The 23127-nt window shown below is 73.1% G+C and carries 23 protein-coding genes, 1 tRNA gene and 1 pseudogene; 5 read left to right on the plus strand and 20 right to left on the minus strand.

From position 1 onward, the window contains the following. Positions 1–91: 91 nt before the first annotated feature. The 4 genes from FHG10_RS09130 to FHG10_RS09145 all read right to left on the minus strand — a co-directional run bounded on the left by FHG10_RS09130 (position 92) and on the right by FHG10_RS09145 (position 2952). Positions 92–676, minus strand: a complete 585-nt coding sequence (locus FHG10_RS09130; RefSeq protein ID WP_152352998.1) for a MerR family transcriptional regulator — start codon at positions 674–676, stop codon at positions 92–94. 178 nt (positions 677–854) lie between these two features. Then, positions 855–1550, minus strand: a complete 696-nt coding sequence (gene ftsR, locus FHG10_RS09135; RefSeq protein WP_152352999.1) for a transcriptional regulator FtsR — start codon at positions 1548–1550, stop codon at positions 855–857. A gap of 4 nt (positions 1551–1554) precedes the next feature. Further along, on the minus strand, positions 1555–1998 hold the full coding sequence (locus FHG10_RS09140) for an FHA domain-containing protein (RefSeq protein WP_152353000.1): 444 nt from the start codon (positions 1996–1998) through the stop codon (positions 1555–1557). Between the two features lie 180 nt (positions 1999–2178). Next, positions 2179–2952 (minus strand): class I SAM-dependent methyltransferase, encoded by a 774-nt coding sequence (locus tag FHG10_RS09145; protein WP_152353001.1) that lies wholly within the window; start codon positions 2950–2952, stop codon positions 2179–2181. 166 nt (positions 2953–3118) lie between these two features. On the opposite strand from FHG10_RS09145, the gene FHG10_RS09150 reads away from it, so the two are divergent. Continuing rightward, positions 3119–3192 (plus strand) — tRNA-Pro (locus FHG10_RS09150). 82 nt (positions 3193–3274) lie between these two features. On the opposite strand, the gene FHG10_RS17930 is transcribed toward FHG10_RS09150, so the two are convergent. Then, positions 3275–3433, minus strand: a complete 159-nt coding sequence (locus FHG10_RS17930) for a hypothetical protein (RefSeq protein ID WP_193636247.1) — start codon at positions 3431–3433, stop codon at positions 3275–3277. A gap of 102 nt (positions 3434–3535) precedes the next feature. Here FHG10_RS17930 and FHG10_RS09155 point away from each other — a divergent pair, with 102 nt between their 5' ends. Next, complete coding sequence (locus tag FHG10_RS09155; protein ID WP_152353002.1) at positions 3536–4165, plus strand: DUF2249 domain-containing protein; 630 nt, start codon at positions 3536–3538, stop codon at positions 4163–4165. A 9-nt stretch (positions 4166–4174) separates the two neighbouring features. Here the strand turns inward: FHG10_RS09155 and FHG10_RS09160 are convergent, their stop codons facing one another. After that, entirely contained in the window at positions 4175–4681 is a 507-nt protein-coding gene (locus FHG10_RS09160; protein WP_227488145.1) for a universal stress protein, read from the minus strand. Positions 4682–4833: 152 nt separating this feature from the next. On the opposite strand from FHG10_RS09160, the gene purU reads away from it, so the two are divergent. After that, on the plus strand, positions 4834–5763 hold the full coding sequence (gene purU, locus FHG10_RS09165; RefSeq protein WP_152353004.1) for a formyltetrahydrofolate deformylase: 930 nt from the start codon (positions 4834–4836) through the stop codon (positions 5761–5763). 148 nt (positions 5764–5911) lie between these two features. Next, a complete protein-coding gene (locus FHG10_RS09170) occupies positions 5912–7144 on the plus strand; it encodes a dioxygenase family protein (RefSeq protein WP_152353005.1) in 1233 nt (410 codons plus the stop codon). A 44-nt stretch (positions 7145–7188) separates the two neighbouring features. Here FHG10_RS09170 and FHG10_RS09175 read toward each other — a convergent pair whose 3' ends face one another. Both FHG10_RS09175 and FHG10_RS09180 read right to left on the minus strand, forming a co-directional pair. Further along, positions 7189–7845: a response regulator gene (locus FHG10_RS09175; protein WP_227488146.1), complete on the minus strand. Its 657-nt coding sequence runs from the start codon at positions 7843–7845 to the stop codon at positions 7189–7191. After that, positions 7842–9128, minus strand: a complete 1287-nt coding sequence (locus FHG10_RS09180) for a sensor histidine kinase (RefSeq protein ID WP_193636248.1) — start codon at positions 9126–9128, stop codon at positions 7842–7844. The genes FHG10_RS09175 and FHG10_RS09180 overlap by 4 nt, the downstream gene beginning before the upstream one ends. A 121-nt stretch (positions 9129–9249) precedes the next feature. On the opposite strand from FHG10_RS09180, the gene FHG10_RS09185 reads away from it, so the two are divergent. Beyond that, positions 9250–10527, plus strand: a complete 1278-nt coding sequence (locus FHG10_RS09185) for an acyltransferase family protein (protein WP_227488147.1) — start codon at positions 9250–9252, stop codon at positions 10525–10527. Here FHG10_RS09185 and FHG10_RS09190 read toward each other — a convergent pair. The 12 genes and pseudogenes from FHG10_RS09190 to FHG10_RS09245 form a co-directional block, all read right to left on the minus strand. Next, positions 10517–11452, minus strand: coding sequence for a carbohydrate ABC transporter permease (locus FHG10_RS09190; protein ID WP_152353007.1), 936 nt, complete (start codon positions 11450–11452; stop codon positions 10517–10519). The genes FHG10_RS09185 and FHG10_RS09190 overlap by 11 nt on opposite strands. Then, positions 11449–12393: a carbohydrate ABC transporter permease gene (locus FHG10_RS09195; protein WP_152353008.1), complete on the minus strand. Its 945-nt coding sequence runs from the start codon at positions 12391–12393 to the stop codon at positions 11449–11451. The genes FHG10_RS09190 and FHG10_RS09195 overlap by 4 nt, the downstream gene beginning before the upstream one ends. After that, the gene (locus FHG10_RS09200) at positions 12390–13763 is read right to left on the minus strand and encodes an extracellular solute-binding protein (protein WP_152353009.1); all 1374 of its coding nucleotides are present in this window, start codon (positions 13761–13763) and stop codon (positions 12390–12392) included. Before FHG10_RS09200 ends, FHG10_RS09195 begins: the two co-directional genes overlap by 4 nt. Positions 13764–13897: 134 nt before the next feature. After that, a complete protein-coding gene (locus FHG10_RS09205) occupies positions 13898–14539 on the minus strand; it encodes a hypothetical protein (RefSeq protein ID WP_152353010.1) in 642 nt (213 codons plus the stop codon). Next, on the minus strand, positions 14536–15009 hold the full coding sequence (locus FHG10_RS09210; RefSeq protein ID WP_152353011.1) for an NUDIX hydrolase: 474 nt from the start codon (positions 15007–15009) through the stop codon (positions 14536–14538). Before FHG10_RS09210 ends, FHG10_RS09205 begins: the two co-directional genes overlap by 4 nt. Positions 15010–15017: 8 nt before the next feature. Continuing rightward, on the minus strand, positions 15018–15356 hold the full coding sequence (locus FHG10_RS09215) for a hypothetical protein (protein WP_152353012.1): 339 nt from the start codon (positions 15354–15356) through the stop codon (positions 15018–15020). A 102-nt stretch (positions 15357–15458) separates the two neighbouring features. Beyond that, the gene (gene der, locus FHG10_RS09220) at positions 15459–17726 is read right to left on the minus strand and encodes a bifunctional cytidylate kinase/GTPase Der (protein WP_152353013.1); all 2268 of its coding nucleotides are present in this window, start codon (positions 17724–17726) and stop codon (positions 15459–15461) included. Positions 17727–17745: 19 nt separating this feature from the next. Beyond that, the gene (locus FHG10_RS09225; RefSeq protein WP_152353014.1) at positions 17746–18894 is read right to left on the minus strand and encodes a prephenate dehydrogenase; all 1149 of its coding nucleotides are present in this window, start codon (positions 18892–18894) and stop codon (positions 17746–17748) included. Then, positions 18891–19718, minus strand: coding sequence for a pseudouridine synthase (locus tag FHG10_RS09230; protein ID WP_152353015.1), 828 nt, complete (start codon positions 19716–19718; stop codon positions 18891–18893). Before FHG10_RS09230 ends, FHG10_RS09225 begins: the two co-directional genes overlap by 4 nt. Further along, the gene (locus tag FHG10_RS09235; protein WP_152353016.1) at positions 19718–20590 is read right to left on the minus strand and encodes a ParA family protein; all 873 of its coding nucleotides are present in this window, start codon (positions 20588–20590) and stop codon (positions 19718–19720) included. The genes FHG10_RS09230 and FHG10_RS09235 overlap by 1 nt, the downstream gene beginning before the upstream one ends. 372 nt (positions 20591–20962) lie before the next feature. Continuing rightward, positions 20963–21811, minus strand: a pseudogene (locus tag FHG10_RS09240) (tyrosine-type recombinase/integrase); the annotation flags it as partial. A gap of 5 nt (positions 21812–21816) precedes the next feature. Further along, the gene (locus tag FHG10_RS09245) at positions 21817–22740 is read right to left on the minus strand and encodes a heme o synthase (RefSeq protein ID WP_152353214.1); all 924 of its coding nucleotides are present in this window, start codon (positions 22738–22740) and stop codon (positions 21817–21819) included. Positions 22741–23127 lie beyond the last annotated feature (387 nt).

The following is a 23127-nucleotide window of genomic DNA, read 5'->3' on the forward strand; positions in this document are numbered from 1 at the left end:
CCGCTCCACGCATCGCACGAGGGCGGGCACCCTTCCCGGGTGCCCGCCCTCTGCGTGCGAGTCTGCTGCGGCGGCGCCGCTCGTGGAGCGCTCAGCCCGCGTGGCGCGTGCGCCGGCGCGCGGCGAGCTCGTCGTGCAGGGCGATCTCGGCGTCATCGGCCGGATCGACGCTCGGCAGCACCGAGAGCTCGCTCTCGACCTCGCGCCACACGCGCCCCACGGCGATGCCGAAGACGCCCTGGCCGCCCTGGACCAGGTCGAAGACGTCCTGCGCGGACGTGCACTCGTAGACCGACGCGCCGTCGCTCATCAGGGTGATCTGGGCGAGGTCCTCGACGCCGCGCTCGCGCAGCGCGCTGACCGCCACGCGGATCTGCTGGAGGGAGACGCCGGTGTCGAGGAGCCGCTTGACGACCTTGAGGACGAGCACGTCGCGGAAGCCGTAGAGGCGCTGGCTGCCCGAGCCGCTCGCGGCGCGCACGCCGGGCTCGACGAGGCCGGTGCGGGCCCAGTAGTCGAGCTGGCGGTAGGTGATGCCGGCGGCCTTGCAGGCTGCGGGGCCGCGGTAGCCGAACTCGCCGGGCGCATCCACGAGCTCGTCGAAGAGCACGCCCTGCGCGTCCTCGGCGGGCACTGTCGACTGCGTCGTGCGGTCCGCGCGCTGATCGCTGTTCACATTCGCCTCCGGTAGCGGCTCTCCTATGGGGAAGGGTGAGAGCACGCTGACAGCCTAGCGTCTCCTCGCGCGGGCGTCCTCCCCGTCCCGCGCGTGTCGCCGACGAATCCGGGCGCGCGCGGAGGATCCGGACACGGCCGCGCGGGCGCGCCATCGGGAGGGGGGAGGTCCGGCAGAGTCACCCGCCGCGGTGGATCTGCTTCCTGAGCAGGGCGTTGTGCAGGGAGTTCAGGGACTCGCCGAGCTCCTCGGCGAGGCTCTGGGCCTGTCCGCGCGCGGCGGCGTCCGTCGGCCGCGAATGGGGCTGGGCGACCGAGCGCAGCATGTGCGCCTGCCGCTCGACCGACGTGCGGACCATCACGAGGTGCCGCGGGTGCAGCCCCTCGTCGGCGAGGACGCGGGCGGCGCGGACGATCTCGAGCTCCGAGGCCCCGTAGAAGACGAGGCCCTCCTCGAGCATGCCGTAGCTCTCGAGCTCCTCGAGCAGCTCCTCGTCGACCTGCGTCTCGCGCAGGAGGCCGCGCCGGTCCAGACGGACGGGCTGGATCTGGGAGGTGGGCCCGGGGCGCGAGGCGATCGACGTGACGTCGTCGTCGACGCCGTGCTCGAGCAGGTGCTCCTTGATGACCTTGAGGGGCCAGAAGCGATCGCGCTGGGCCCGCAGGACGAACAGCAGCCGGTCCACGTCGGCGCGCGAGTACTTGCGGTAGCCGCTCGCGGTGCGCTCGGGGGAGATCAGCTCCTCCGCCTCGAGGTAGTGGAGCTTGGAGTGGCTGAGGTCGGGGAACTCCTCCTGCAGGAGGTCCAGGACCTGCCCGATGCTCAGGCGCGCACTGCCGGACGGGGTCGGCCTGCGCGAGGCCGATGCCGCCACGAGTTCAGTCCTTCCCGGGCTTGAGGTGGAAGGTCAGCCGGTACTTGCCGATCTGGACCTCCTGGCCGTTGCGCAGGACGGCCTCGTCCACGCGCTCCATGCCGACATAGGTGCCGTTGAGCGAGCCGAGATCGCGGATCACGAAGTCCGCGCCCTGCTGCAGGAAGGCGGCGTGCTTGCGGGAGACGGTGACGTCGTCCAGGAAGATCTCGCTGTTGGGATGGCGGCCGGCGACCGTCTTCTCCGAGTCGAGGAGGAAGCGCGCGCCGAGGTTCGGGCCCTTGCGGACGATCAGCAGGGCGCTGCCGTCGGGGAGGTTCTCGATCGCCGCACGGTCCTGCTGGTTGAGGCCGTGCTCCGGCTCCTCGAGCGCATCCTGCGTGGGGATGGCGTGCAGCGTCGAGGTCTTGTCGAGGCTGTCGTAGGTGCCGTCGGCGTTCTCGGTCACTGAAGCTCCCCTTCCCTAGGTCGCACCATCCTCCCATGTGGATCAGCGCTCCCGGGAGGTGCAAGAACAATGCTGTGGAGATTTGACGAACACTTGACCGAGACGGGTTGTGCGCCCGGTCCGCGAACTCGGGCATCGCGGACACGCGCGCCATCACGTGCGGTCAGACCCGGGGGCGCGTCAGACGCGGGGGACGTCGAGGGGGTCCTCGAGCATCTCGGCGAAGTCCGTGCGCGCCGGAGCAGGCCGGCTGGGTCGACGCGCCTGGACCAGGTACCGGGAGAGCGTGATCCGCAGCGGCAGGGCCCCGGGGTCGCCGGTCGGCGGGAGTGCGAGGCCCTCCCCCTCGCGCAGGGCACGCAGACCCTCGCGCGTCTCGACCCGCCCTTCGCCGTGGAAGGTGTCCGAGTGCTCGGTCTCGAGCCCCGCCTCGGTGACGCGGCGCAGGTGCTCGGCGAGCGTGTCCGGGGAGTCCCCGGAGCCCAGCTCTGCGAGATCGCCGGGACCCCGCTGCTGGGCGAGCAGCATCCCCTCGGGCGCGAGGACGCGATGGACCTCGCGAGGGTCGTAGGGAGCGTCGAGCACGATGACCAGGTCGAAGCGCTCGGGCGGGAACGGCAGCGTCGCGCCGAGGTCCGACGGATCGTGGTCGAGGACCTCCAGACCCAGTGAGCCCAGGTGCTCACGGGTCCGGGAGTGGGCGGGACCGACGGGCAGTGCGGCGACGCCCTCCTCGGCGAGCGTGCCCCGCAGGCGGGCGAGGAGGCGCGCGGCGCGCGGCCCGATCGCGAGCACGTGATGGGAGAGCTGGGCGAGCGCGCTCGCGGTCTGCGCGACGCGCCAGGGCAGCTCGGGCAGGTCGAGGCCGGGGCTCTGCTCGAGCAGGTCGGGCACGGGCGCGCCGGGGATCTCCTCGCGCGGCGCCGACGGGTGCTCGCTGTGCTGCTGATCCATCCTCGGACCTCCTGCCGACGGGGCTGGCCTCACTATCGCATGCACGCCCGCGACACGCGCAGCAGCGAGGCATCGACCGGGGTGCCGCAGGTCACGCGCTCGCGGATTCGCTCTGGACGCATCTTCCGGGGTAGCATCGATCCCGGTCCTCCCGCCGTGGAGGTTCCGGGCTGTGGCGCAGCTTGGTAGCGCACTTGACTGGGGGTCAAGGGGTCGCAGGTTCAAATCCTGTCAGCCCGACCGATAGCCCCGATGAGAACCGCGTTCTCATCGGGGCTTCGTCATGTCCGGGGTCGCTCGGGCTCGCGAGGGAGGCCGCAGATCACGCCCCGGACTCGTCCTCGGAGGCCTCGAGGCGGCGCCCGCAGCGCCAGCAGGTCGCGCCGGGCTGCTCGGTGAGCGCCCCGCAGTCCTGGCACACGCGCTGCAGCCAGCAGGCGGGCTCCCCGCTCTCGATGCGCACCGGCTCGTCCTCCCTCATCGCGCCTCCCTCGTCGCCGGGACCTTCGTCGGCTCGAGGGTACTGCGCCGCGCGTAGGGTGCGGTCATACCGCCACCCGCCCACTCGGAGAAGGAGTCCCCCGTGCCCTCCCCGTCGACCGATCCGCGCTCCACGCCCACCCCGCAGCCCGCGATCCTGGACGTGCGCGCGGTGCCGAAGTCCCAGCGTCACGGACGGATCTTCGCGCGCTTCGAGGCGCTCGGGGTCGGCGAGTCGTTCGTGCTCGTCACCGACCACGATCCTCTGCATCTGCGAGACGACTTCGAGCGGGACCAGCCCGGGAGCTTCGGCTGGGAGCACGAGGGCACGGAGGACGGCGACCGGCGCGTGCGGATCTCGCGGCACGCCTCCACCGCGCTCCCCCGCGTGCTCGTGGACACCGCCGCGGTCGAGCTCCCCGAGGGGTCGGCCGGCGGAGCCGCCTGGTCGATCGGCGTGCAGCCGCGCGACCTCGACTCGAACCTCGTGATCCTCCCCGCGGGAGCCGGCATCGGCGAGCACGTCGGACCCGATCACGACGTGCTGGTCGTGGTCCTCGCCGGCAGCGGCACGATCACCACGGAGCGCGGCGAGCTCGCGCTCGCGCCGGGCGAGCTGGTGCTGCTGCCCCGCCGCTCGCGCCGTGCCTTCACCGCGGGCCCGGAGGGGCTGCGGCACCTCACCGTGCACCGTCGTCGGCCGACGCTGCAGATCACCGACGCCCCGCGCTGAAGGACGGGATCAGCTCTCGTCCTCCCAGGGCAGCGTGAGGTCCTCGCCGTGGGCGGCGAGCGGCACCACGACCACGGGCCGCTCCTGGTGGTGGGCGAGGTGCACGGCGACGGAGCCGCTGAGGAACTCCCGCAGGGAGGCGCGGAGGCCCGACTCACGGGTGCCCACCACGATCATCGCCGCGTCCAGCTGGTCGGCGAGGCGCATGAGCTCCTGCGCCGGCGGGCCCGCGAGGGCCACCGTGGACCAGTGCACGCCGCGGTCGGCGAGCGTCTCGGCGATCGCCCGGTGCAGGGCGGGGTCGAAGACCTCGACGATCTCCTCGAAGGCGTCCGGGTCGACGGGGAGCGCGGTGACGGTGCCGTCGGGCCGCCTCTCCAGGGTGTAGCTCGAGGCGTCGACGCTCGCGCACACGAGCTCGGCGCCGAAGCGCTCGGCGAAGGTCGCCGCCTCGGCGACGACCCGGGAGTGCTGTCCGGGGATCACACCCACCACGACGGTGGGGGTCGCGTCCATCATCACTGGCCTCCCTCCCCGACCGCGCGCGATCGCGCGGTGCACGGATACCGTGATCGTCCTCCGCCCTCGGGGAGAAGTCCAGCCCCTCGACCAGCCCATCCCGCGGTCCGAGCCACCGGGGCGGCCCCGCTCTTCCCTAGACTCCTCCCATGCCCGAGTCCCCCGCCGAGAAGCCCGCCGCACCCGTCGGCCCCACGACCGCTTCCCAGACCCCCGCGGAGCCGAGCACCGCGCCGACCACCTGGGTGCTCACCCTCGCGTGCGAGGACCGGCCCGGGATCGTGCACGCCGTCAGCGGCGCCGTCGTCGCCGCGCGCGGGAACATCACCGAGTCCCAGCAGTTCGCCTCCCCCGACACGGGGCGCTTCTTCATGCGCCTGCAGATCGCCTCGGACACGGGGCGCGACGCGCTCGAGGGCGCGCTCGCCCCGGTGATCGAGCGCTTCGGGCTCGAGGCTTCCCTCGATGTCGCGGGCAGGCCCCGACGCACCCTGATCCTCGCCTCGAAGGCCGCGCACTGCGTGAGCGACCTGCTGTTCCACCAGCGCTCCGGGCACCTGCCGATCGAGGTGCCGCTCGTGATGGCGAACCACGACACCCTGCGGGATCTCGTCCAATTCCACGGGGTCCCCTTCCGCTCCCTGCCCGTCGCGGGGCCCGAGCAGAAGGAGGCCTTCGAGAGCGCCGTGCTCGAGGCGGTCGACGCGCACGACATCGAGCTCGTGGTCCTCGCCCGGTACATGCAGATCCTCTCCCCCGAGCTGTGCGAGGCCCTCGCCGGTCGCTGCATCAACATCCACCACTCGTTCCTCCCCGGCTTCAAGGGCGCGAACCCCTATCGACAGGCGCACGAGCGCGGCGTGAAGCTCATCGGCTCGACCGCCCACTTCGTCACCTCGGACCTCGACGAGGGCCCGATCATCGAGCAGAACGTGACGCGCGTGGAGCACTCGCACTCGGTCGCGCAGCTGCGGGAGATCGGCCAGGACCAGGAGTGCCTCGCGCTGCGGCGGGCGGTCACCTGGTTCGCGCAGTCACGCGTGCTGCTCGACGGGATGCGCACGGTCATCTTCCGCTGACGTCCCTCCCCGGGCGCTCGGCACCGGGCATGCGGCCCCGGGCGCACGGCCCGCGTCGCACAGCGTCGGCACAGGCGGGACCTGCCTCCGGCACGGGCTCGCCCCGCAGGATCGTTCTCGCCCCAGAAGAACGACCGAAGGACCTGCGATGACCACGCACAGCCCGCAGACCCCGCAGCCGCAGCCGGAGCAGAACCCGCAGCCGGACGAGGCCCGCCGCCATCCCTCGCACGCCGAGGACTCCCGCGTGGAGGTGGCCGGCGACGGCCGCGTGAGCTACCAGGGACGCGACCTCTCCCACCCCGAGGAGCCGCTGGCCGACCAGGGCCTGGGCTTCGACCTCGCCACGCTGCTCTCACGCCGTCGGACCCTCGCTGGCCTCGGGGTCGGGGCCGCGGCCGTGGGCCTCGCGGCCTGCACGTCCGACGCCTCCGACGACGCTGCCTCGTCCTCCGCCTCGGACGGGGGCGGCTCGGGCACGAGCGACGGCGAGATCCCCGAGGAGACCAACGGCCCCTATCCGGCCGACGGCACCAACGGCGCGAACGTGCTCACCGAGTCCGGGATCGTGCGCTCGGACATCACCTCGAGCTTCGGCGACGCGAGCGCGAGGGCCGACGGCGTCCCGATGACGCTCACGCTCACCCTCACGAACCTCGAGGCGGACAACGAGCCCTACGAGGGCGTCGCCGTCTACGTGTGGCACTGCGACGCCGCCGGGGAGTACTCGCTGTACTCCGAGGGCCTCGAGGACGAGAACTACCTGCGCGGCGTCCAGGTGGCCGACGAGAAGGGGCAGGTGACCTTCACGAGCATCTTCCCCGCCTGCTACACCGGTCGCTGGCCCCACATCCACTTCGAGGTCTACCCCGACGCGGACTCCATCACCAGCACCGACAACCTGCTGGCCACCTCGCAGGTCGCCCTCCCCCAGGACGTCTGCGAGACCGTCTACGCGCTCGACGAGTACGACGGCTCGGCCGAGAACCTCGCGCAGGTCACCCTGGACTCCGACAACGTCTTCGGGGACGACGGCGGGGAGCTGCAGCTCGCCGACGTCGACGGCGACGCCGACAGCGGCTTCACGGTGACGCTGTCCGTCGCGATCGACCCGAGCACCGAGCCCGGGCAGTCCACCGATGCCTTCGGAGCGGGCGGCGGACAGGGAGGCACGCCTCCGTCCGACGGCGGGGGTGCGCCTCCGTCCGACGGCGGCGGTCAGGACGGCATGCCTCCCGGCGGCGCGTCCGACGGCGGAGGATCCGACGGCGGCAGCGCGAGCGGGACGCAGAACAGCTCCTCGACCTCCTCGTCCGGCAGCTCGGGGAGCGCCGCCGCGGAGGCCTCCCTCGTGGGCGGCGTCCTTGTCGCCTCACGCTGAGACGACCGCAAGGCGACGACGCCGGGAGCAGGGGCTCGTCGGAGCTAGACGAGCCCCTGCTCCCACGCCGTCCGCACGGCCGAGGCCCTGTCCCCGACGCCGAGCTTCTCGTACACGTGCGCGAGGTGCGTCTTGACCGTCGCCTCGCCGATGCGCAGGCGCCGCGCCACCGCCCGGTTGGTGCACCCCTCGGCCACCAGGCGCAGCACCTCCGCCTCGCGGGCGCTCAGTGCGGGGCGCTGCCCGCGCGCCCCGCGCTGCGCGGTGAGGACCGAGAGCGCCGCCGGGACGAGCACGGGCCGCCCGGCGGCGAGGTCGTGGACCGCCCGGATGAGGTCATCGCTCCGAGCATCCTTGAGCAGGTAGCCGTCGGCCCCCGCCTCGAGCGCACCCAGGATGTCGCGGTCCGTGTCATAGGTGGTGAGGACGAGCAGCCGCGGCTGCGCTCCCCCGCGCCGACGCTGCTCGCGGATGGCCTCGACACCGCCCATGCCCGGCATGCGCAGGTCCATGAGCACGACCTCGGGCTCCTCGCGGGCGATCAGGGCGAGCGCCCCGGCGCCGTCCTGCGCCGCGCCGATCACGTCGATCCCGGGATCGGCGCCGAGCATCGCGACCAGTCCGTCGCGGACCACCGGGTGGTCGTCGACCACGAGCACCCGCACAGCGGGGCCCACCGCGGGACGCGCAGCGGCGCTCACCGCGGGATCCTGGCTGTCAGGAGGGTTCCCTCGCCGGGCGCCGAGTCCACGACGAGAGCCCCGCCGATCTCCCGGATCCGCGAGCGCATGCCCGTGATCCCGTGTCCGCGGCCGCGGGCTGCGGCCTCCTCCGGGTCGAAGCCGCGGCCGTCGTCGCGGATCCGCAGCACCAGCGCGTCGGGCTCCCCCGCGAGCACGATCTCGATCGCGCCCGCCCGGGAATGGCGAGCCGCGTTCGCCATCGCCTCCTGCGTCACGCGCACCACGGCGTGGGGATGAGGAAGGGGGCTCGGCGCCGCATCGGCGTCGAAGGTCGCGACGATCCGGTGGGTCCGCGACCAGCGGGCCACGAGCTCCGCGAGGCCCTCCAGGGGGTCCTCGCCCTCCAGCTGCTGCGGGGCCAGGGCCTCCACCGCACGGCGCGCGTCCACGAGGCTCTCCCGCGCCGCCTCCTCCGCCGTCCGCATCCGCCGACGCGCGGAATCGTCCAGGCCCTCCTGCGGCACGGCCTCGAGCTGACGGATCACACCGACCAGGCCCTGGGCCACCGTGTCGTGGATCTCCCGTGCCAGGCGCGTGCGCTCCTCGGCCACGCCGCGCTCACGGGCGCGGCGCACCAGCTCCTCGTGCAGTTCTGAGTTCTCCCGATACGCCTCGGTGAGTTCCCGGGCGGCCGCCTCGCGCGCGAGCATCTCCCGCTCGCGCTCGTTGTCCAGGTGCATCATGCCCAGGCTGAGCAGGACGTTGACCAGCACGAGCATCACGAACAGCGCAGGCGCAGCGGCCACTCCCGCCGTCCCGCCCGTCTGGCCGAAGGCACAGATCAGCGCCGTCACCCCGACCGAGACCGGGATCGCCCGGCCGGCCAGGAAGCGGGGCGCGTCGAGGTAGCCGACGAAGGCATAGATGCAGGCGAGAGGGTTCAGGGCGACCGCGAGCACGAGAAGAGCCTGGTGGACGGCGAACAGGGCGACGAGACCCGACTCCCCCGCCCCCTGCACGCGCGCCCTGCGCGTGAGTCCGACGCGCAGGAGCAGCGTGGCGAGAGCGGGCACGAGGGCCCAGAGGATCAGGTGCCGGAACCCGAGGACGTCGGAGGCGAGCAGACCCACGATCCAGGAGACCGCGGCGAGCACGGGCGGCAGCCACACGGTCAGCAGCCGCCCGAGAGGACCGGTCGGGATCGACCCCTCGCCGTCTGTTCCGCGGACGGGGATCGGCAACGGGGCCGCGAGCCCCGTCGGGCGCGCGACCGCCGACGGACGCGGAATCGCCACAGGCATGCGCCCCAGTCTCCCCCGCGCATGCACCGGGCGCCAGCGTCGCGCCATCCCCCGATCGGCGGAGGGGGCGGACGCCGGTGAGGGGATCCGCCCCTCCCCGTCCCTGCCTAGCGTCGTGGTCATGGCCTCCTCCGCGCATCCGTCCACGTCCCCCTCGCCGGCGACCGAGACCGCACGCAGGGCACCGTCCGCGCGTCTGCACCATCTGGACGCCCTCCGCGCCGGCGCCCTGCTGCTGGGGGTCGTGCTGCACACCGTGCTCGGGTTCGTCCCCGGCGCCGCCTGGCTCTTCCAGGACACCCGGACCGCATCGTGGGCGCTTCCCGTGATGGTCGTGATCCATCTGTTCCGGATGATCCTGTTCATGATGCTGGCCGGCTACTTCGGCCGCATGGTGCTCATGCGCCGCGGGACCGGGTCGTACGTGCGCGACCGCCTGCTGCGCATCGGGGCCCCGCTGATCGCCTTCTGGCCCCTCGCGGTGCTCTCGCTGCCCGTGGTCATCGTCGCGGGCAGCGCTGCGCTGGGCCGCCCGCTGCCCGGGGCCGTGCAGGGCGGGGCCGAGGACACGGGCGGAGCGCAGGGCGGCGCCGACGAGGGCGGACCGGGGCTGCTGGACCTGCTCACGCCGGGCCAGCTGTGGTTCCTGCTGCTGCTGGTCGAGATCATCCTCGTGGTCGTCCTCGTCCGGGCGCTGCTCGTGAGGCTCCTCGGGGCCGATCGCGCGGGCCGCGCCGCCCGCGCGATCGGCCGCGTGCTCTCGAGCCCTGCGGGACTGCTGCTGGCCGCGCTCCCCTACGCGGCGGGCCTCGTCGCCCAGGGGACGAACATCGGCGGCATCCAGGAGCCCACCACGCTGATCCCGGTGCCGGGGGCGTCGCTCGCCTACGGAGGCGCATTCCTGGTCGGCTGGTTCCTCCAGGTCGAGACCCGCGCCCTGGGGCGGATGGCACGGGGGTGGCCCCTCTGCCTCGCCCTCGCCGGCCTGCTCACGGCGCCGCTCCTGGTGGGCGGGTCGGGGACCCCCGAGTCCCCCGTCCTCACCCTCGTGCTCGTCCCGCTGGCCGGGTGGACATGGGTGCGCGGGCTCCTCGGACTCGCCGCACGCGCCATGGACCGCGAGATCTTCGCGGTCCGCTATCTCGCCGACGCCTCGTACTGGATCTACCTGCTGCACCTGCCGCTCGTCGTCGCCCTGGGCCTGGCGATGGCGGAGCTGCCGCTGCCCCCGCTCGTGAAGGTCGCGCTGAACCTGCTCCTCACCACCGGGATCCTCCTGCTCGCCTACGACCTGATGGTGCGCAGCACCTGGATCGGGCGATGGCTGAACGGGCACCGCAGGCCGCGGGCGCTGCTGCCCGCGACGCGGCGCACGGCCCGCCGGCCGATCACCCCTTGACGCCGCCGGCGGCCGCGAAGCCCGTGCCCAGGCTCCGGCCCATGATCAGGTACAGGGCGACCACGGGCAGGGAGTAGAAGATCGAGAAGGCCGCGAGCTGGCCGTAGGCCACCTGCCCGTACTGCGAGGAGAACGTGTACAGGGTGACCGCCGCCGGCAGGTGGTCGGGGCTCAGCAGCAGCATGAAGGGGACGAAGAAGTTGCCCCACATGCCGACGAAGGTGAAGATCGTCGCCACGGAGAGCCCCGAGCGCATGAGCGGCAGCACCACGGACCACAGGGTGCGGAGCACGCCCGCACCCTCCGTCCACGCCGACTCCTCGATCTCCACGGGGACCGAGTCCATGAACCCCTTGGTGAGGAAGATGGCGTACGGGAGGGACGAGGCGCCCAGGAAGAGGATCGCCCCGAACATCGAGTCGATGAGGTTGACCTGCACGAACAGCGAGTAGACGGGGATCATGATCGCGGTGATCGGCAGTCCGGTCGCGAAGATCACGGTCAGCAGCAGCGGACGCTTGGCCGCGAAGCGGTACCGGGAGAACGGGTAGGCGCACAGGACCGCGGCGACCATGGTCACGATCGTCGCCCCGCCGCACAGCAGCAGCGAGTTCCCGAGCGGGCGGAACGTGGTCTCGGTGTTCCAGATCGCCCGGAAGTTGCCCAGGCTCCACTTCTCGGGCCAGCTGACCGAGAGCGTGGCGCTCTCGTTGAAGGAGGCCAGCACGACCCACAGCAGCGGGATCAGGAACGCCACGCCGATGACGATCATCGCGAGGCTCGAGGCGAGCTCGGCGGTGCGCTCGCGCGGCCCCTTGCCGCCCTTGTGGCCGCGGCGGGGGCGCGCGGTCGCGGAGCCGGGGCCGGACGTCCCGGACGGAGCGGCGGATGCGGAGGCGGCCTGGGCCGCTGCGGTGGAGGTCATCGCTTCTCCTCCTCGGGGAGCAGGCGGAGGTAGACGAGGGAGGCGGCCGCTCCGATCAGGAGCAGGAGCAGGGCGACCGCCGTGCCGTAGCCGAGCTGGCCGTAGGAGAACGCCTGCTCGTACATGTACAGCGGCAGGGTCTGGCTCTTCCGGTCGGGCCCGCCGCCGGTCATGATGAAGATCAGCCCGAAGACGGAGAGGGTCTGCAGGGTGATGAGCATGAGGTTCGTGGCGAGCGCCGGGCGCAGCAGCGGAAGCGTGATCGAGGTGAAGCGGCGCATCGGCCCGGCCCCGTCCATCGCGGCCGACTCCTGGACGTCGCCGGGGATCGCGCCGAGCGCCGCCGAGTACACGAGCATCGAGAAGGCGGTGCCGCGCCAGACGTTCGCGAAGCTCACCGCCACGATCGGCGCGCTGAACAGCAGGGTCTGCGGCGGGATGCCCACCAGGCCGAGGATGCCGTCGAGGCTGCCGCCCTCGGCGAAGAAGGTGTAGAGCAGGTACCCGGCGACCACCTCGGGCAGGATCCAGGCGGCGATCACGATGGACGTGATCGCGAAGCTGATCACCCGGTTCGCCCGCTCCATGAGCAGCGCGAGCAGCAGTCCCAGCAGGTTCTGCCCGATCACGGCGGAGATGAGCGTGAACAGGATCGTGAGCACGACCGAGTTCCAGAAGTCGCCGTCGGTGAGGGCGTCGGTGAAGTTCGAGACGCCCACGAAGGAGGTCTTCGAGGCGCCGTCCCCGCGGATCGCCTTGTCGGTGAAGGCGAGATAGAGCGAGTAGAGGATGGGGCCGGCCATGAACAGCACCAGGAGCACGGCGGCGGGGATCATGGGCGCCGCGCGCCGCAGGGTGAGGCGGTCGCCGATGCCGGCGGGGCGCCGACGGCGCGGCCGCACGGACCTGGTCGCGGGGCGCTCGGGGGCGAGGGTGCTCATCGGGACTCCTCCTGCACGTTCTCGGCGCCGACGATGTCCGTGACCGCGGCGTCGTAGTCGGCCGCGGCCTCCTTCGGATCCGTGGCGTCGGACATCACCGCCTCCATGGCCTCCTGGATCGCGGCCGAGACCTCGGGGTAGGCGGGCAGGGCCGGCCGGTAGTAGGCGGTCGCGAGGAGGTCGGTGAAGAACTCGACGCTGGGCGCGTACTCCTGGTAGTCCTTCTTCGCGGCGACGTCCTTGCGGACGGTGATGTGGTTGTCCGCGATCGCGAAGGCCAGCGAGTTCTCCGTCGACGTCGCCGCCTCGATGAACGCCCAGGCGGCGTCCTCGTCCCGGCAGTGCTGGGGAATCGTGAGGCCCCAGCCTCCGGCGAGGGTGAGAGTGCCCGGGTCCTGGCCGTCCTTCGTGGGCATCTTCGCCAGGCCGACCTTCTCGGTCCACTCCGGCCACTCCCCCGGCGACCCCTCGGCCCAGTTCCGGGTGATCCACGAGCCGTCCAGCAGGATGCCGAGCTTCCCCTCGGGGATCATCGTGGAGTAGATGCTCTCGCTGATGTTCGGGTCCAGGTGCTGGGAGACCGGGAGGGTCAGCTCCTCCTCGAACATGGTGCGCAGCAGGGAGAGCGCGTCCACGAAGCCCTGCGAGCCCAGGACCCACTTCTTCGTGTCCTCGTCGTAGAGACGGGAGGTCGTCCCGTAGAGCAGCATCTCGAAGCCCTGCATCGAGGCCTTCTCGCCCTGCGCCTTCCCGCTGAAGATGAACAGCGGCGCGGCCTCGGAATCGGAGTCCTTGATCGCGCGTGCGGCCTCGAGGATGTCGTCCCAGGAGGTCGGCTCCCAGGTGCTGGACAGCCCGGCCTCCTCGAAGACGTCGCGATGATAGAAGAGGGCGCGGGTGTCGGTGGTCTGCGGGGCGCCGTAGACGTGCCCGTCCTCCGCGGTGAAGGCCTCGCGGGACGCCTTCACGACGTCGTCCCAGTGGTCCCAGGTCCCGATGTGCGCATCGAGCGGCCGCAGGTATCCGGCGCCGACGTCGGAGAGCATGATGAAGGAGTCCTCGTAGACGACGTCGGCCGAGGTCCGCGGCGAGGACATGAGCAGCTCGTTCTTCGTGAAGTAGTCGTTCTCCGCCGCGACGATCGGCACCAGCTCGACGCTGAAGCCGGGATGGGCGGCGGTGAACGTCTTCGCGCTCGCGCTCAGCCAGTCCTTGAGGTTCGTGCCCGAGCCGAACTGCTGGTAGGCGATCCTCACGGTGTCCGCCCCCGCGTCCGAGGAGCAGGCGGCGAGCGGCAGGACGACGGCGGCGCCGGCGGTGATCCTGAGGAAGGTGCGTCTGTCGGGGCGGGTGGGTCCCGGGGTGACCATGGGGAAGGCTCCTCCGCATCGAGGGGCGGCAGCCGCGGGGCGCGTGGTCCTCCCGCGGGCGGCGCGTGGCTGTGAGCCAGCCTACCGGCGCGGCGCCGCAGGCCGCGGAGGCCGGGCACTGGCGTGTCCGGCGGTCAGTCGCGGGCGGCGGCGAGCAGGCGCGCGGCCTCGACGCCCTGCCCCGCGGCGGCGTCGGCGTAGCGGGTGCCGGGCGGGACCTGCGCGATCTCGAACCACCAGGAGGCGTGCGGGACCAGGCGCACGTCGCGCCAGGGCACGTCGAAGCCGGGGTCCTGCCAGAGCGTCAGCGCGATCTCGGCGCGGCGACCGGCCGCGTGCAGGGCGAGGCGGCGCAGCTCCGGGAGGGAGTGGGGCCCGGGCCTGCACGAGGACGGGATCGCGACGGTCGCGTCCAGGGGCAGCGGCCAGCGGGTCTCGCCCCAGGCCAGGGAGGTCTGCCCGGTGCCGCCGACCACGGCGGCGGGCAGCCGCAGGTCCTCCTCGCGCACCGGCTCGCGCTCCCCCGTCGGCCGCAGGTCGAGCACGCTGCGCTCGACCCAGACGCCCGGCAGCGCGAGGCGCTCGCCCACCCGCACCTCGACCAGCACGCCGTCGCCGAAGGCGGCCAGGCGCTCCGCGGCGTCCGGCACGCGGTCGGCCAGCGTGCGCTGATCCAGCAGCAGCCGCACGCGGGCCTCGTCGCCGGCGCTCTGCGTGAGGGCGAGGGCGAGGGCGAGCACGTCGCCGGGACACGCGGAACGGGAGAAGCCGCTCATGCCCGGAACACCGCCTCGGGACGGTCCTCGAGGGCGAGTGCGATCTGCTCGCGGAACCGGCCGGGCATCGGCGGGAGGTCGTCGAGGTCCGCCCAGCGCGCCTCGGTGTTCTCGCCGTCCGCCGGACGGGGATCCCCGTCGACGTGCTCGAGGACGAAGCACAGGTCGAGGTACTGGGCGCGATCGCCGTTGGGGTAGGTGATCTCGGGCAGGGTGCGCACCTCGATCAGGCGCAGCGGGCGCACCGTGAGCGCGGCCTCCTCGGCGACCTCGCGGACCGCCGCGCGGGCGGGCTGCTCGCCGGGGTCGATGATCCCCGTGACCGGGGTCCAGGCTCCCGTGTCGGCGCGCTGGACCACGAGGGTGCGGCGGCGCTCGGCGTCCAGCACGATCGCGGTGACGCCGGACATCCACAGCGACGCGTGGCCGATGTGCTCGCGCAGCGCGTGGACGAACTCGGGGGTGGCCATCGGTGCGCTCAGCCCCCCGCGGACGCGCCGACGGCGATGAAGGTGATCACGAGCGGCAGGACGACGCTCGCTGCGACGATGACGACGATCAGCGCGGCGATGATGATCAGCGAGATCCACCCCCACTTCACGAGGGCGCGCGCCGTGGTGGGCTCGTCGAGCTTCACGAGCGCGATGATGCCGAGGATCGACGGGATCAGCGCCCCGCACACGGCACCGATCACGATCTGCACGATCGCCTGCGTCTGCAGGGACTGCCGCTCCGGGTACTGCACCGGGGGCGTGGGGCCCGGAGCGCCCTGGCCCGGGGGCTGGGGCGGAGGCACCTGCTGCCAGGACTGGCTCATGGTCTGCTCCTCGGGACGGGACGGGACGCGGGTCGGGGGCGGCGGTCGGAACGGGAACGTGGCGTGACGGGACCGGCTCGGGCCGCGGGGCGCCCGCTCGGGTCAGCGGAAGCGCTTCTCGCGGATGCGCACGCCGATCTCGATCGGGGAGCCCGTGAACCCGAAGTCCTCGCGCAGGCGGCGCTCGATGAAGCGCCGGTAGCCGTGCTCGAGGAATCCGGTCGCGAAGATGACGATCCGCGGCGGCCGGGTGCGGGCCTGCGTCGCGAAGAGGATGCGCGACTGCTTGCCGCCGCGCAGCGGGTGCGGATGCGCGGCGACGAGGGTGCCCAGGAAGGCGTTCAGGCGCGCGGTGGGGATGCGCGTGTCCCACGAGTCCAGGGCGGTGCGCAGGGCCGGCACGAGCTTCTCCGCGTGGCGTCCGGTGAGGGCCGAGATGTTCACCCGCGGCGCCCACGCGACGTGCGCGAGGTCCTTCTCGATCTCCCACTCGAGCTGGCGGCGCCGGTCCTCGTCGATGAGGTCCCACTTGTTGAAGGCGAGCACGAGGGCGCGCCCGGACTCGAGCACCATGTCGATGATCTTGAGGTCCTGGGTGGAGATCGGCTCGGAGGCCTCGAGCAGCACCACGGCGACCTCCGCCCGGTCGAGCGCCGAGCGGGTGCGCAGGGAGGCGTAGAAGTCTGCGCCCTGGGACTGCAGCACGCGGCGGCGGATGCCCGCCGTGTCCACGAAGGTCCAGACCTGTCCGCCCAGCTCGATCTTCTCGTCGACCGGGTCGCGGGTGGTGCCCGCGAGATCGTCGACCACCACGCGATTCTCCCCTGCCAGGCGATTGAGCAGGGAGGACTTGCCGACGTTCGGGCGGCCCAGCAGCGCGACGCGGCGGGGGCCGTCGTCGGGGGCCGCGCCGCGGCCCTCCTCCGGGAGCGCCGCGAGGACGGCGTCGAGCAGGTCGCCCGAGCCGCGGCCGTGGATCGCGGAGACCGGATGCGGCTCCCCCAGGCCCAGGTTCCACAGGGCCGCGGCCTCGAGCTCGCCGCGCTCGTCGTCGACCTTGTTCGCCGCCAGGATCACGGGGCGGTCCGAGCGGCGCAGCACCTTGAGCAGCTGCTCGTCCGTGGTGGTGATGCCGACGGTCGCGTCGACCACGAAGAGGACGGCGTCGGCGAGCTCCATCGCGACCTCGGCCTGCTCGGCGACCCGGTAGGCGATGCCCTGGACCCTGTCCTCCCAGCCGCCGGTGTCCACGAGCCAGAAGTCGGTGCCCGCCCACTCGGCCGCGTAGAAGACGCGGTCGCGGGTCACGCCCGGGACGTCCTCGACGACGGCCTCGCGGCGGCCGAGGATGCGGTTGACGAGGGTCGACTTGCCGACGTTCGGGCGGCCGACCACGGCCAGGACCGGCAGGTTCTTCGCCGCGCGGCCGACGGGCGCCTCCTCCCCCTCGGTCAGGAGGGCGAGGTCCTCGTCGTCCAGCGCGTAGTCCTCGAGCCCGGCGCGCCAGGCCTCGGCGATCTCCTCGTCGGTGGGCTCGTCCCCGGGGGCGGCGGCGAGGTCCGGGCCGCCCGTCCAGTGCACCTCGGGATCGTCCTGCGCGTCGGCCTCCTGCTCGTGGCGCGCGCGGGCCTCGTCCACGAGGGCCAGGACGCGCTCGATGACCTGCTCGATCGTGAGGTCGGTGGTGTCGATCGGGGTGACGCCCTCGGCGGCGGTCAGGAACTCGGAAACCGCGGAGTCGTCGCGGTCGCGGCGCAGCACCTGGTCGCGCATGCGCTCGCGGCTCTCCTCGGAGTCGTCGAGGCCGAGCTCGGCGGCGCGGCGGGCCATGCGGGCCTCGTCGCTCGCGGTGAGCAGGACGCGCACGTCGGCGTCGGGCGCGACGACGGTGGTGACGTCGCGGCCCTCGGCGGCGCACAGGCCGCGGCGATCGGCGGTCTCCCGCAGCATCTCGCGCTGGCGGCGCTGGAGGATCGGGCGCACGGCCGTGTTCGTGGCGATCGCGGAGACCTGGCTGCTGATGCCCTGGGTGCGGATCTCGGCGGTCACGTCCTGGCCGCCGACCGCGACGGTGGCCCCGCCGGGGTCGGTCCCGAGGTCCAGGTCGAGGGTCTCGGCGACATGCGCGACCGCCTCGCGGTCCTCGAGGTCGATGCCGCCGCGGAGGCACTGCCAGGTCACCGCCCGGTACATCGCGCCGGTGTCGAGGAAACCGCCGCCGGTGACCTCGGCGACGCGGCGTGCCACGGTCGACTTCCCCGAGCCCGCGGGGCCGTCGATCGCGACGGTCACGCCGCGGGGCGCGCCGGCGGCCGCGGCGTCCGACGTGACGGCGTGCTCGGATGCGGGCAGGGCTGCGGAGGACTCCATCCGATCAGGATACGGGCGCTCAGCCCTCGAGCACGCCCCATCCGCGCCGGGAGAGCTCCCTCGTGAGCAGATCCTCATGGCTCGGGATCACCGCGATGTGGGCGACGCCCACCCGCTGGCCGAGCGAGTGCTCGAGATGGAGGTCCTCGAGGTTGACGCCGATCTGACCGGTCTCGGTGAGCAGGCGCGCGAGCTCGCCGGGGCTGTCGGGCACCATCACCGAGACCGTCGCGAAGGCGTCGGTGCCGCTGCCGTGCTTACCGGGGATGCGGGCGACCCCGCGGTTGCCCTCGGCGATGAGGCGCGCGAGCTCGCGGCGCGAGCCGACGGACGGGTCCGGATCGCCCTGCATGGTGGACAGGGCGTCGGCGACGCCCGCGAGCCGCTCCTGCATGTCGCCGAGCACCGGGAGCAGGGCGCGGGCGTTCGCGCCCAGGATCTCGACCCACAGCCGCGGGTCCGAGGCGGCGATGCGCGTGGTGTCGCGCAGACCCTGGCCGGAGAGCTCGAGCGCCTGCTCCTCGGCGTCGAGCAGCCCGGTCGCGAGCAGGCTCGCGAGCACCTGCGGGGCATGGGAGACGCGGGCGACGGCCTCGTCGTGGCGGGCCGCCTCCATCACCACGGGCAGGGATCCGAGCTCGGTCGCGATCTGGCGAAGCCGGGCGACCGCGCCGCGGCGCGTGCCCTCGTGCGGGCAGATCACGAAGGGGCGGCCCAGGAACAGGTCGGCGCGGGCGGCGATCACGCCGGAGACCTCGCGCCCGGCCATGGGGTGGGTGCCGAGGTAGCGGGAGAGGTCGTCGGCGGTGAGCTCCCCGGCCGCGGCGCGAGCGCGCAGGTCCTCGAGGACCACGCGCTTGACGCTCGCGACGTCGACGACGAGGGCCTCGGGGTAGGCGTCGAGCGCCCGGGCGACGAGGGCGGCGGCGACGTCGGGCGGGGCGGCCACGACGACGAGCGCGGGGTCGCCGTCGTCCGCACGCCGGACGCGTCCGACGCCGAGCTCGACCGCGAGCGAGGTGGTGCCCGGGGAGACGTCCTGCACGTGGACCTCGACGCCGGAGGCGCCCAGGGCGAGTCCGAGGGATCCGCCGATCAGGCCGGTGCCGATGACGAGGACCGGGCTCGGCAGCAGGGGCGCGTCGTGAGCGGCGGCGCCCTCGCTCACAGGCCGACCTCCGCCATCAGCGTGCCGAGCTCCTTGGCGTCGAGCTCCCGGGTCTGGCCGGGTGCGAGGTCCGCGAGCAGGATCGGGCCGATCCGGGTGCGCACGAGCGCCGTGAGCTCATGGCCCTGGGAGGCGAACATGCGGCGCACGATGCGGTTGCGGCCCTCGTGGAGCGTGACCTCGACGACCGCCTCGCGGCCGTCGTGGGCGACGAGTCGCGCACGGTCGGCGCGGGCGGGGCCGTCCTCGAGCTCGACGCCCTCGCGCAGCGCCTTGAGCAGGCCGCGCGGGAAGGCACCGGTGAGCGGGAAGCGGCACACGTACGTCTTCTCGACGTCGAAGCTCGGGTGGGTGAGGCGGTGGGCGAGCTCGCCGTCGTTGGTGAGCAGGAGCAGGCCCTCGGTCTCGAAGTCGAGGCGGCCCACGTGGTAGAGCCGCTCCGGGAAGCGCTCCGCGAACTCGGTGAGGTCGCGGCGGCCCTCCGGATCGGACATGGCGCTGACCACGTGCCGTGGCTTGTTCAGGGCGACGGTGCGCTTGCCCCCGTCGAGCTGGAGGCGGCGGCCGTCCACGTGCACGACCTGGTGGACCGGGTCGATGCGCACGCCCTGCTCGAGCACGGTCTCGCCGTCGACGCTCACGCGGCCCTGGGCGATGATCGCCTCGCAGGCGCGCCGGGAGCCGAATCCCGCGCGGGCGAGGACCTTCTGCAGGCGCTCGCCGGCGGCCGGGGCGGACTCGGGGGCGGGCACCGGGCGTCCGTCGCTGTCGCGCAGACGGACGCTGCGCGGTGGGGTGAAGGCGCTCCGGCGGCGCTCGGCCATCAGGCGGCGCAGCCGCGCGCGACGAGCTCCCGCGCGAGCTGCCGGTAGGACTCCGCGCCCTTGGTGGAGGAGGCGAAGGAGGTGATCGGCTCCGCCGCCACGGAGGCGTCGGGGAACTTCACCGTGCGATTGATGGTGGTGCGGAAGACCCGGTCAGGGAAGGCCTCGACGACCCTCTGGCTGACCTCGCGGGCGTGCAGGGTGCGCGGATCGAACATCGTGATGAGGATGCCGTCGATGTCGAGGCGGGGGTTGATGCGGTCCTGCACCTTCTCGATGGTCTCCACGAGAAGGGCGACGCCGCGCAGGGCGAAGTACTCGGCCTCGAGGGGGATGATCACGCCGTGGCTGGCCGCGAGCGCGTTGACGGTGAGCAGGCCCAGCGAGGGCTGGCAGTCGATGATGATGACGTCGTACTCGTCCATCACCGGACGCAGCACCCGGGCGAGCGCCATCTCGCGCGCGACCTCGTTGACCAGCTGGACCTCGGCCGCGGAGAGGTCGATGTTCGCCGGGAGCACGTCGAGGTCGTCGGTGCTCGTGGACTGGATGACGTCGTGGACGTCGTGGCTGCGGTCCATGAGCAGGTTGTAGACGGTGATGTCGAGCTCGTAGGGGTTCACGCCGGTGCCGGCGGAGAGCGCGCCCTGCGGGTCGAGGTCCACGAGGAGCACCTTGCGGCCCATCTCCGCGAGCGCCGCACCGAGGTTGATGACGCTCGTGGTCTTCCCGACGCCGCCCTTCTGGTTGACCATCGAGATCACGCGCGCGGGGCCGTGGCTCTCCAGCGCCGGGGGCTCGGGGAAATCGGGCCGCGGGAGACCCGTGGGTCCCAGGTCGATGTCCAGGGTCAACTTGGAGGAGTCGCTCACGTGGTGTTCCTGTCGTCTGCTCGTCCGGGCGTCGTACTGCTGCGCTGCTGCGCCGATCCTGCCGATCGGGACCCGCTGCTCGGGTCCCGCCGCGGTGCGCGCGGCGGACGCGGGGCGGCTCCGCCGCACGTGGCGGGGCCGCGGATCGCCCCGCAAGTCTAAGCCCCATGGGTTCCTCGGGCCCGCCGGTCCCGCCCGCGGAGCCCGCGGCGCCGCCGCCGCGGGCGTTCGGCCCCGGCTCAGCCGCGGTCGCGGGAGCGCGGATGGGCGGCCGCGTGGGCCTCGCGCAGGGAGTCGACGGTCACCTGGGTGTAGCTGGGTGGTGGTGACCGAGGCGTGCCCCAGCAGCTCCTGGACCGCGCGGACGTCGGCGCCGCCGTGCAGGAGATGGGTCGCGAAGGAGTGGCGCAGGGTGTGCGGGCCGATCGCGCCCTCGAGGTCCGCGTCGGCGGCGGCGCGCTGCACGATCTGCCACGCCGCCTGCCGGGTCAGCCGCGTGCCGCGCGACCCCAGGAAGATCGCCGGAGTGCCCCGTCCCCGGGAGGCGAGAGAGGGCCGCGCCCGGGTGAGATACGCCTCCAGCGCCTCGAGGGCGAAGCGTCCGACGGGCACCGCGCGGTGCTTGTCGCCCTTGCCCCGCAGCACCGCGGCGCGCTCCAGCGGATCGACGTCGTCCACGTCCAGCCCGATCGCCTCGGAGATCCGTGCGCCGAGCCCGTAGAGCACCTCGAGCAGGGCCCGGTCCCGCAGGGCGCGCTCGGCGGACAGCGCGCCGGTGCCGGGCCGGCCCGCGGCCTCGACGAGCCGCGCGGCCTCGTCGATCGTGATCGGGTGCGGCAGGGTGCGCGGTCGGCTCGGGGCGGGCAGCAGCCGTGTCGGGTCGCCGGTGCTCGAGGTGCGCTCGGCGTCGAGGAAGGCGTGCAGGCCGCGGACCGCGGCCAGCGCCCGGGCGGCGCTCGAGGCCGCGAGCGCCGATCCCCCGTCGGCCCCCGAGCGGACCGTCCGCAGCCAGGCCGAGACGTCCTCCGGGGTCATCGCGTGCAGCGCGCGGTCCTCGCGGGCGAGGTGGCGCAGGTAGCGGGTGAGGTCGCGCCGGTAGGCGGCCAGCGTGTTCCCCGCCAGGCCGCGCTCGACGCGCAGATGGCTCAGGTACTGCTCGAGATCGCGGGCGTCGCCCGTGCGCACCTCGGCGGGGTCGGCGTCGGCGGCGACCACGGGCACGTTCCTCAGAAGCGGACGAACGGGTCGATCGCGAGCGCCACGAACAGCAGCGTCAGGTAGGTGATCGAGCCGTGGAAGACGACCATCGGGCCGAGCTTCTTGCCCGTCAGCCCCTTGTGCGTGCGCACCGCGTAGCGGATGACGAGGAAGAGGAACCACGCGCCCGAGGCCACGGCGGCGACCGCGTAGACCCAGCCGGTGTGCCCCAGCGGGATGATCGCGAGGCTCGAGGCGACCATGAGCACGCTGTGCAGCACCATCTGGTGGGCGACGTTCGTGCGGGAGCTGACCACGGGGAGCATGGGCACGCCCGCGGTCTCGTAGTCCTTGGTGAACTTCTCGGCGAGCGGCCAGTAGTGCGGCGGGGTCCAGAAGAAGATGACGAGGAACAGCAGGAACGCCGTCCAGGAGACGGTGCCGGTGACGGCCGACCAGCCGATCAGGACCGGCATGCAGCCCGCGATCCCGCCCCACACGATGTTCTGCGAGGTCCGGCGCTTGAGGAACATCGTGTAGAAGAGGACGTACAGGAGGATCGCGGCGATCGCGAGCACGGCGGAGGCCCAGTTCACGAGCAGGCCCAGCCAGAGGGCGGAGACGATCGACAGCACCACGCCGAACACGACGGCGGCCCGCGGGGAGACCTCGCCGGTGACGATCGGACGGTTCTTCGTCCGCTTCATCTTCGCGTCGATGTCGCGGTCCAGGTACATGTTCAGCGTGTTCGCGCCGCCGGCGGCGAGGTAGCCGCCGATCATCGTCGCGAGGATCAGCAGCGGGTGCGGGAAGCCCCCCGCCGCGAGGAACATGGTGGGGATCGTCGTGATCAGCAGCAGCTCGATGATCCGCGGCTTGGTGAGCGCGACGTAGGCGCGCACGGTGCGGCCGATGCCGCGGCGGCCCTGGGGGCCCGACGGGGCCGGGGCCATGGAGGCGGACGGGGCCGACTCCGACCGGGGAGCCTGAGACGTCTGCGAGGTGCGCCGGGCGGTCCCGGGAGCGGGGGTGCCGTGGGGAGCGGTCACCGTCCACCGTCCTTCCTGCTGCGACCGACGCGTCTGCGCCGAGGGGGCGAACGGGCCCGATACTACCCGGCGGCCGGCCCCGCGGACCGCCGCCGCGGTGCTCGACGCGCCACACCGCGTGCCTCTCGTCACCTCCGGACATCGTCGCGGCCGCCCGATCCGTTGCTCGGGGCGTGAGAGTCCCTGACCTCGCATGACATGGCTCACCGGATGCGCGTCCCACGAGAAGTCGCGGCAACCCCTGGCCACGGGGCGGGGCGATAGGATCGAATGGTCGCTGAGCGGCGCGCC

Source organism: Brachybacterium subflavum (genome assembly GCF_009299795.1).
Lineage (GTDB): Bacteria > Actinomycetota > Actinomycetes > Actinomycetales > Dermabacteraceae > Brachybacterium > Brachybacterium subflavum.

Bases quoted from the DNA above. Each gene is read 5' to 3' on its own strand.
- FHG10_RS09195 (WP_152353008.1), bottom strand. From the start codon at position 12,393: ATGAGCACCCTCGCCCCCGAGCGCCCCGCGACCAGGTCCGTGCGGCCG.
- FHG10_RS09205 (WP_152353010.1), bottom strand. From the start codon at position 14,539: ATGAGCGGCTTCTCCCGTTCCGCGTGTCCCGGCGACGTGCTCGCCCTC.
- der (WP_152353013.1), bottom strand. From the start codon at position 17,726: ATGGAGTCCTCCGCAGCCCTGCCCGCATCCGAGCACGCCGTCACGTCG.
- FHG10_RS09185 (WP_227488147.1), top strand. From the start codon at position 9,250: ATGGCCTCCTCCGCGCATCCGTCCACGTCCCCCTCGCCGGCGACCGAG.
- FHG10_RS09245 (WP_152353214.1), bottom strand. From the start codon at position 22,740: ATGGCCCCGGCCCCGTCGGGCCCCCAGGGCCGCCGCGGCATCGGCCGC.
- FHG10_RS09145 (WP_152353001.1), bottom strand. From the start codon at position 2,952: ATGGATCAGCAGCACAGCGAGCACCCGTCGGCGCCGCGCGAGGAGATC.
- FHG10_RS09210 (WP_152353011.1), bottom strand. From the start codon at position 15,009: ATGGCCACCCCCGAGTTCGTCCACGCGCTGCGCGAGCACATCGGCCAC.
- FHG10_RS09215 (WP_152353012.1), bottom strand. From the start codon at position 15,356: ATGAGCCAGTCCTGGCAGCAGGTGCCTCCGCCCCAGCCCCCGGGCCAG.
- FHG10_RS09190 (WP_152353007.1), bottom strand. From the start codon at position 11,452: ATGACCTCCACCGCAGCGGCCCAGGCCGCCTCCGCATCCGCCGCTCCG.
- FHG10_RS09200 (WP_152353009.1), bottom strand. From the start codon at position 13,763: ATGGTCACCCCGGGACCCACCCGCCCCGACAGACGCACCTTCCTCAGG.
- purU (WP_152353004.1), top strand. From the start codon at position 4,834: ATGCCCGAGTCCCCCGCCGAGAAGCCCGCCGCACCCGTCGGCCCCACG.
- FHG10_RS09170 (WP_152353005.1), top strand. From the start codon at position 5,912: ATGACCACGCACAGCCCGCAGACCCCGCAGCCGCAGCCGGAGCAGAAC.
- FHG10_RS17930 (WP_193636247.1), bottom strand. From the start codon at position 3,433: ATGAGGGAGGACGAGCCGGTGCGCATCGAGAGCGGGGAGCCCGCCTGC.
- FHG10_RS09230 (WP_152353015.1), bottom strand. From the start codon at position 19,718: ATGGCCGAGCGCCGCCGGAGCGCCTTCACCCCACCGCGCAGCGTCCGT.
- FHG10_RS09180 (WP_193636248.1), bottom strand. From the start codon at position 9,128: ATGCCTGTGGCGATTCCGCGTCCGTCGGCGGTCGCGCGCCCGACGGGG.
- FHG10_RS09160 (WP_227488145.1), bottom strand. From the start codon at position 4,681: ATGGACGCGACCCCCACCGTCGTGGTGGGTGTGATCCCCGGACAGCAC.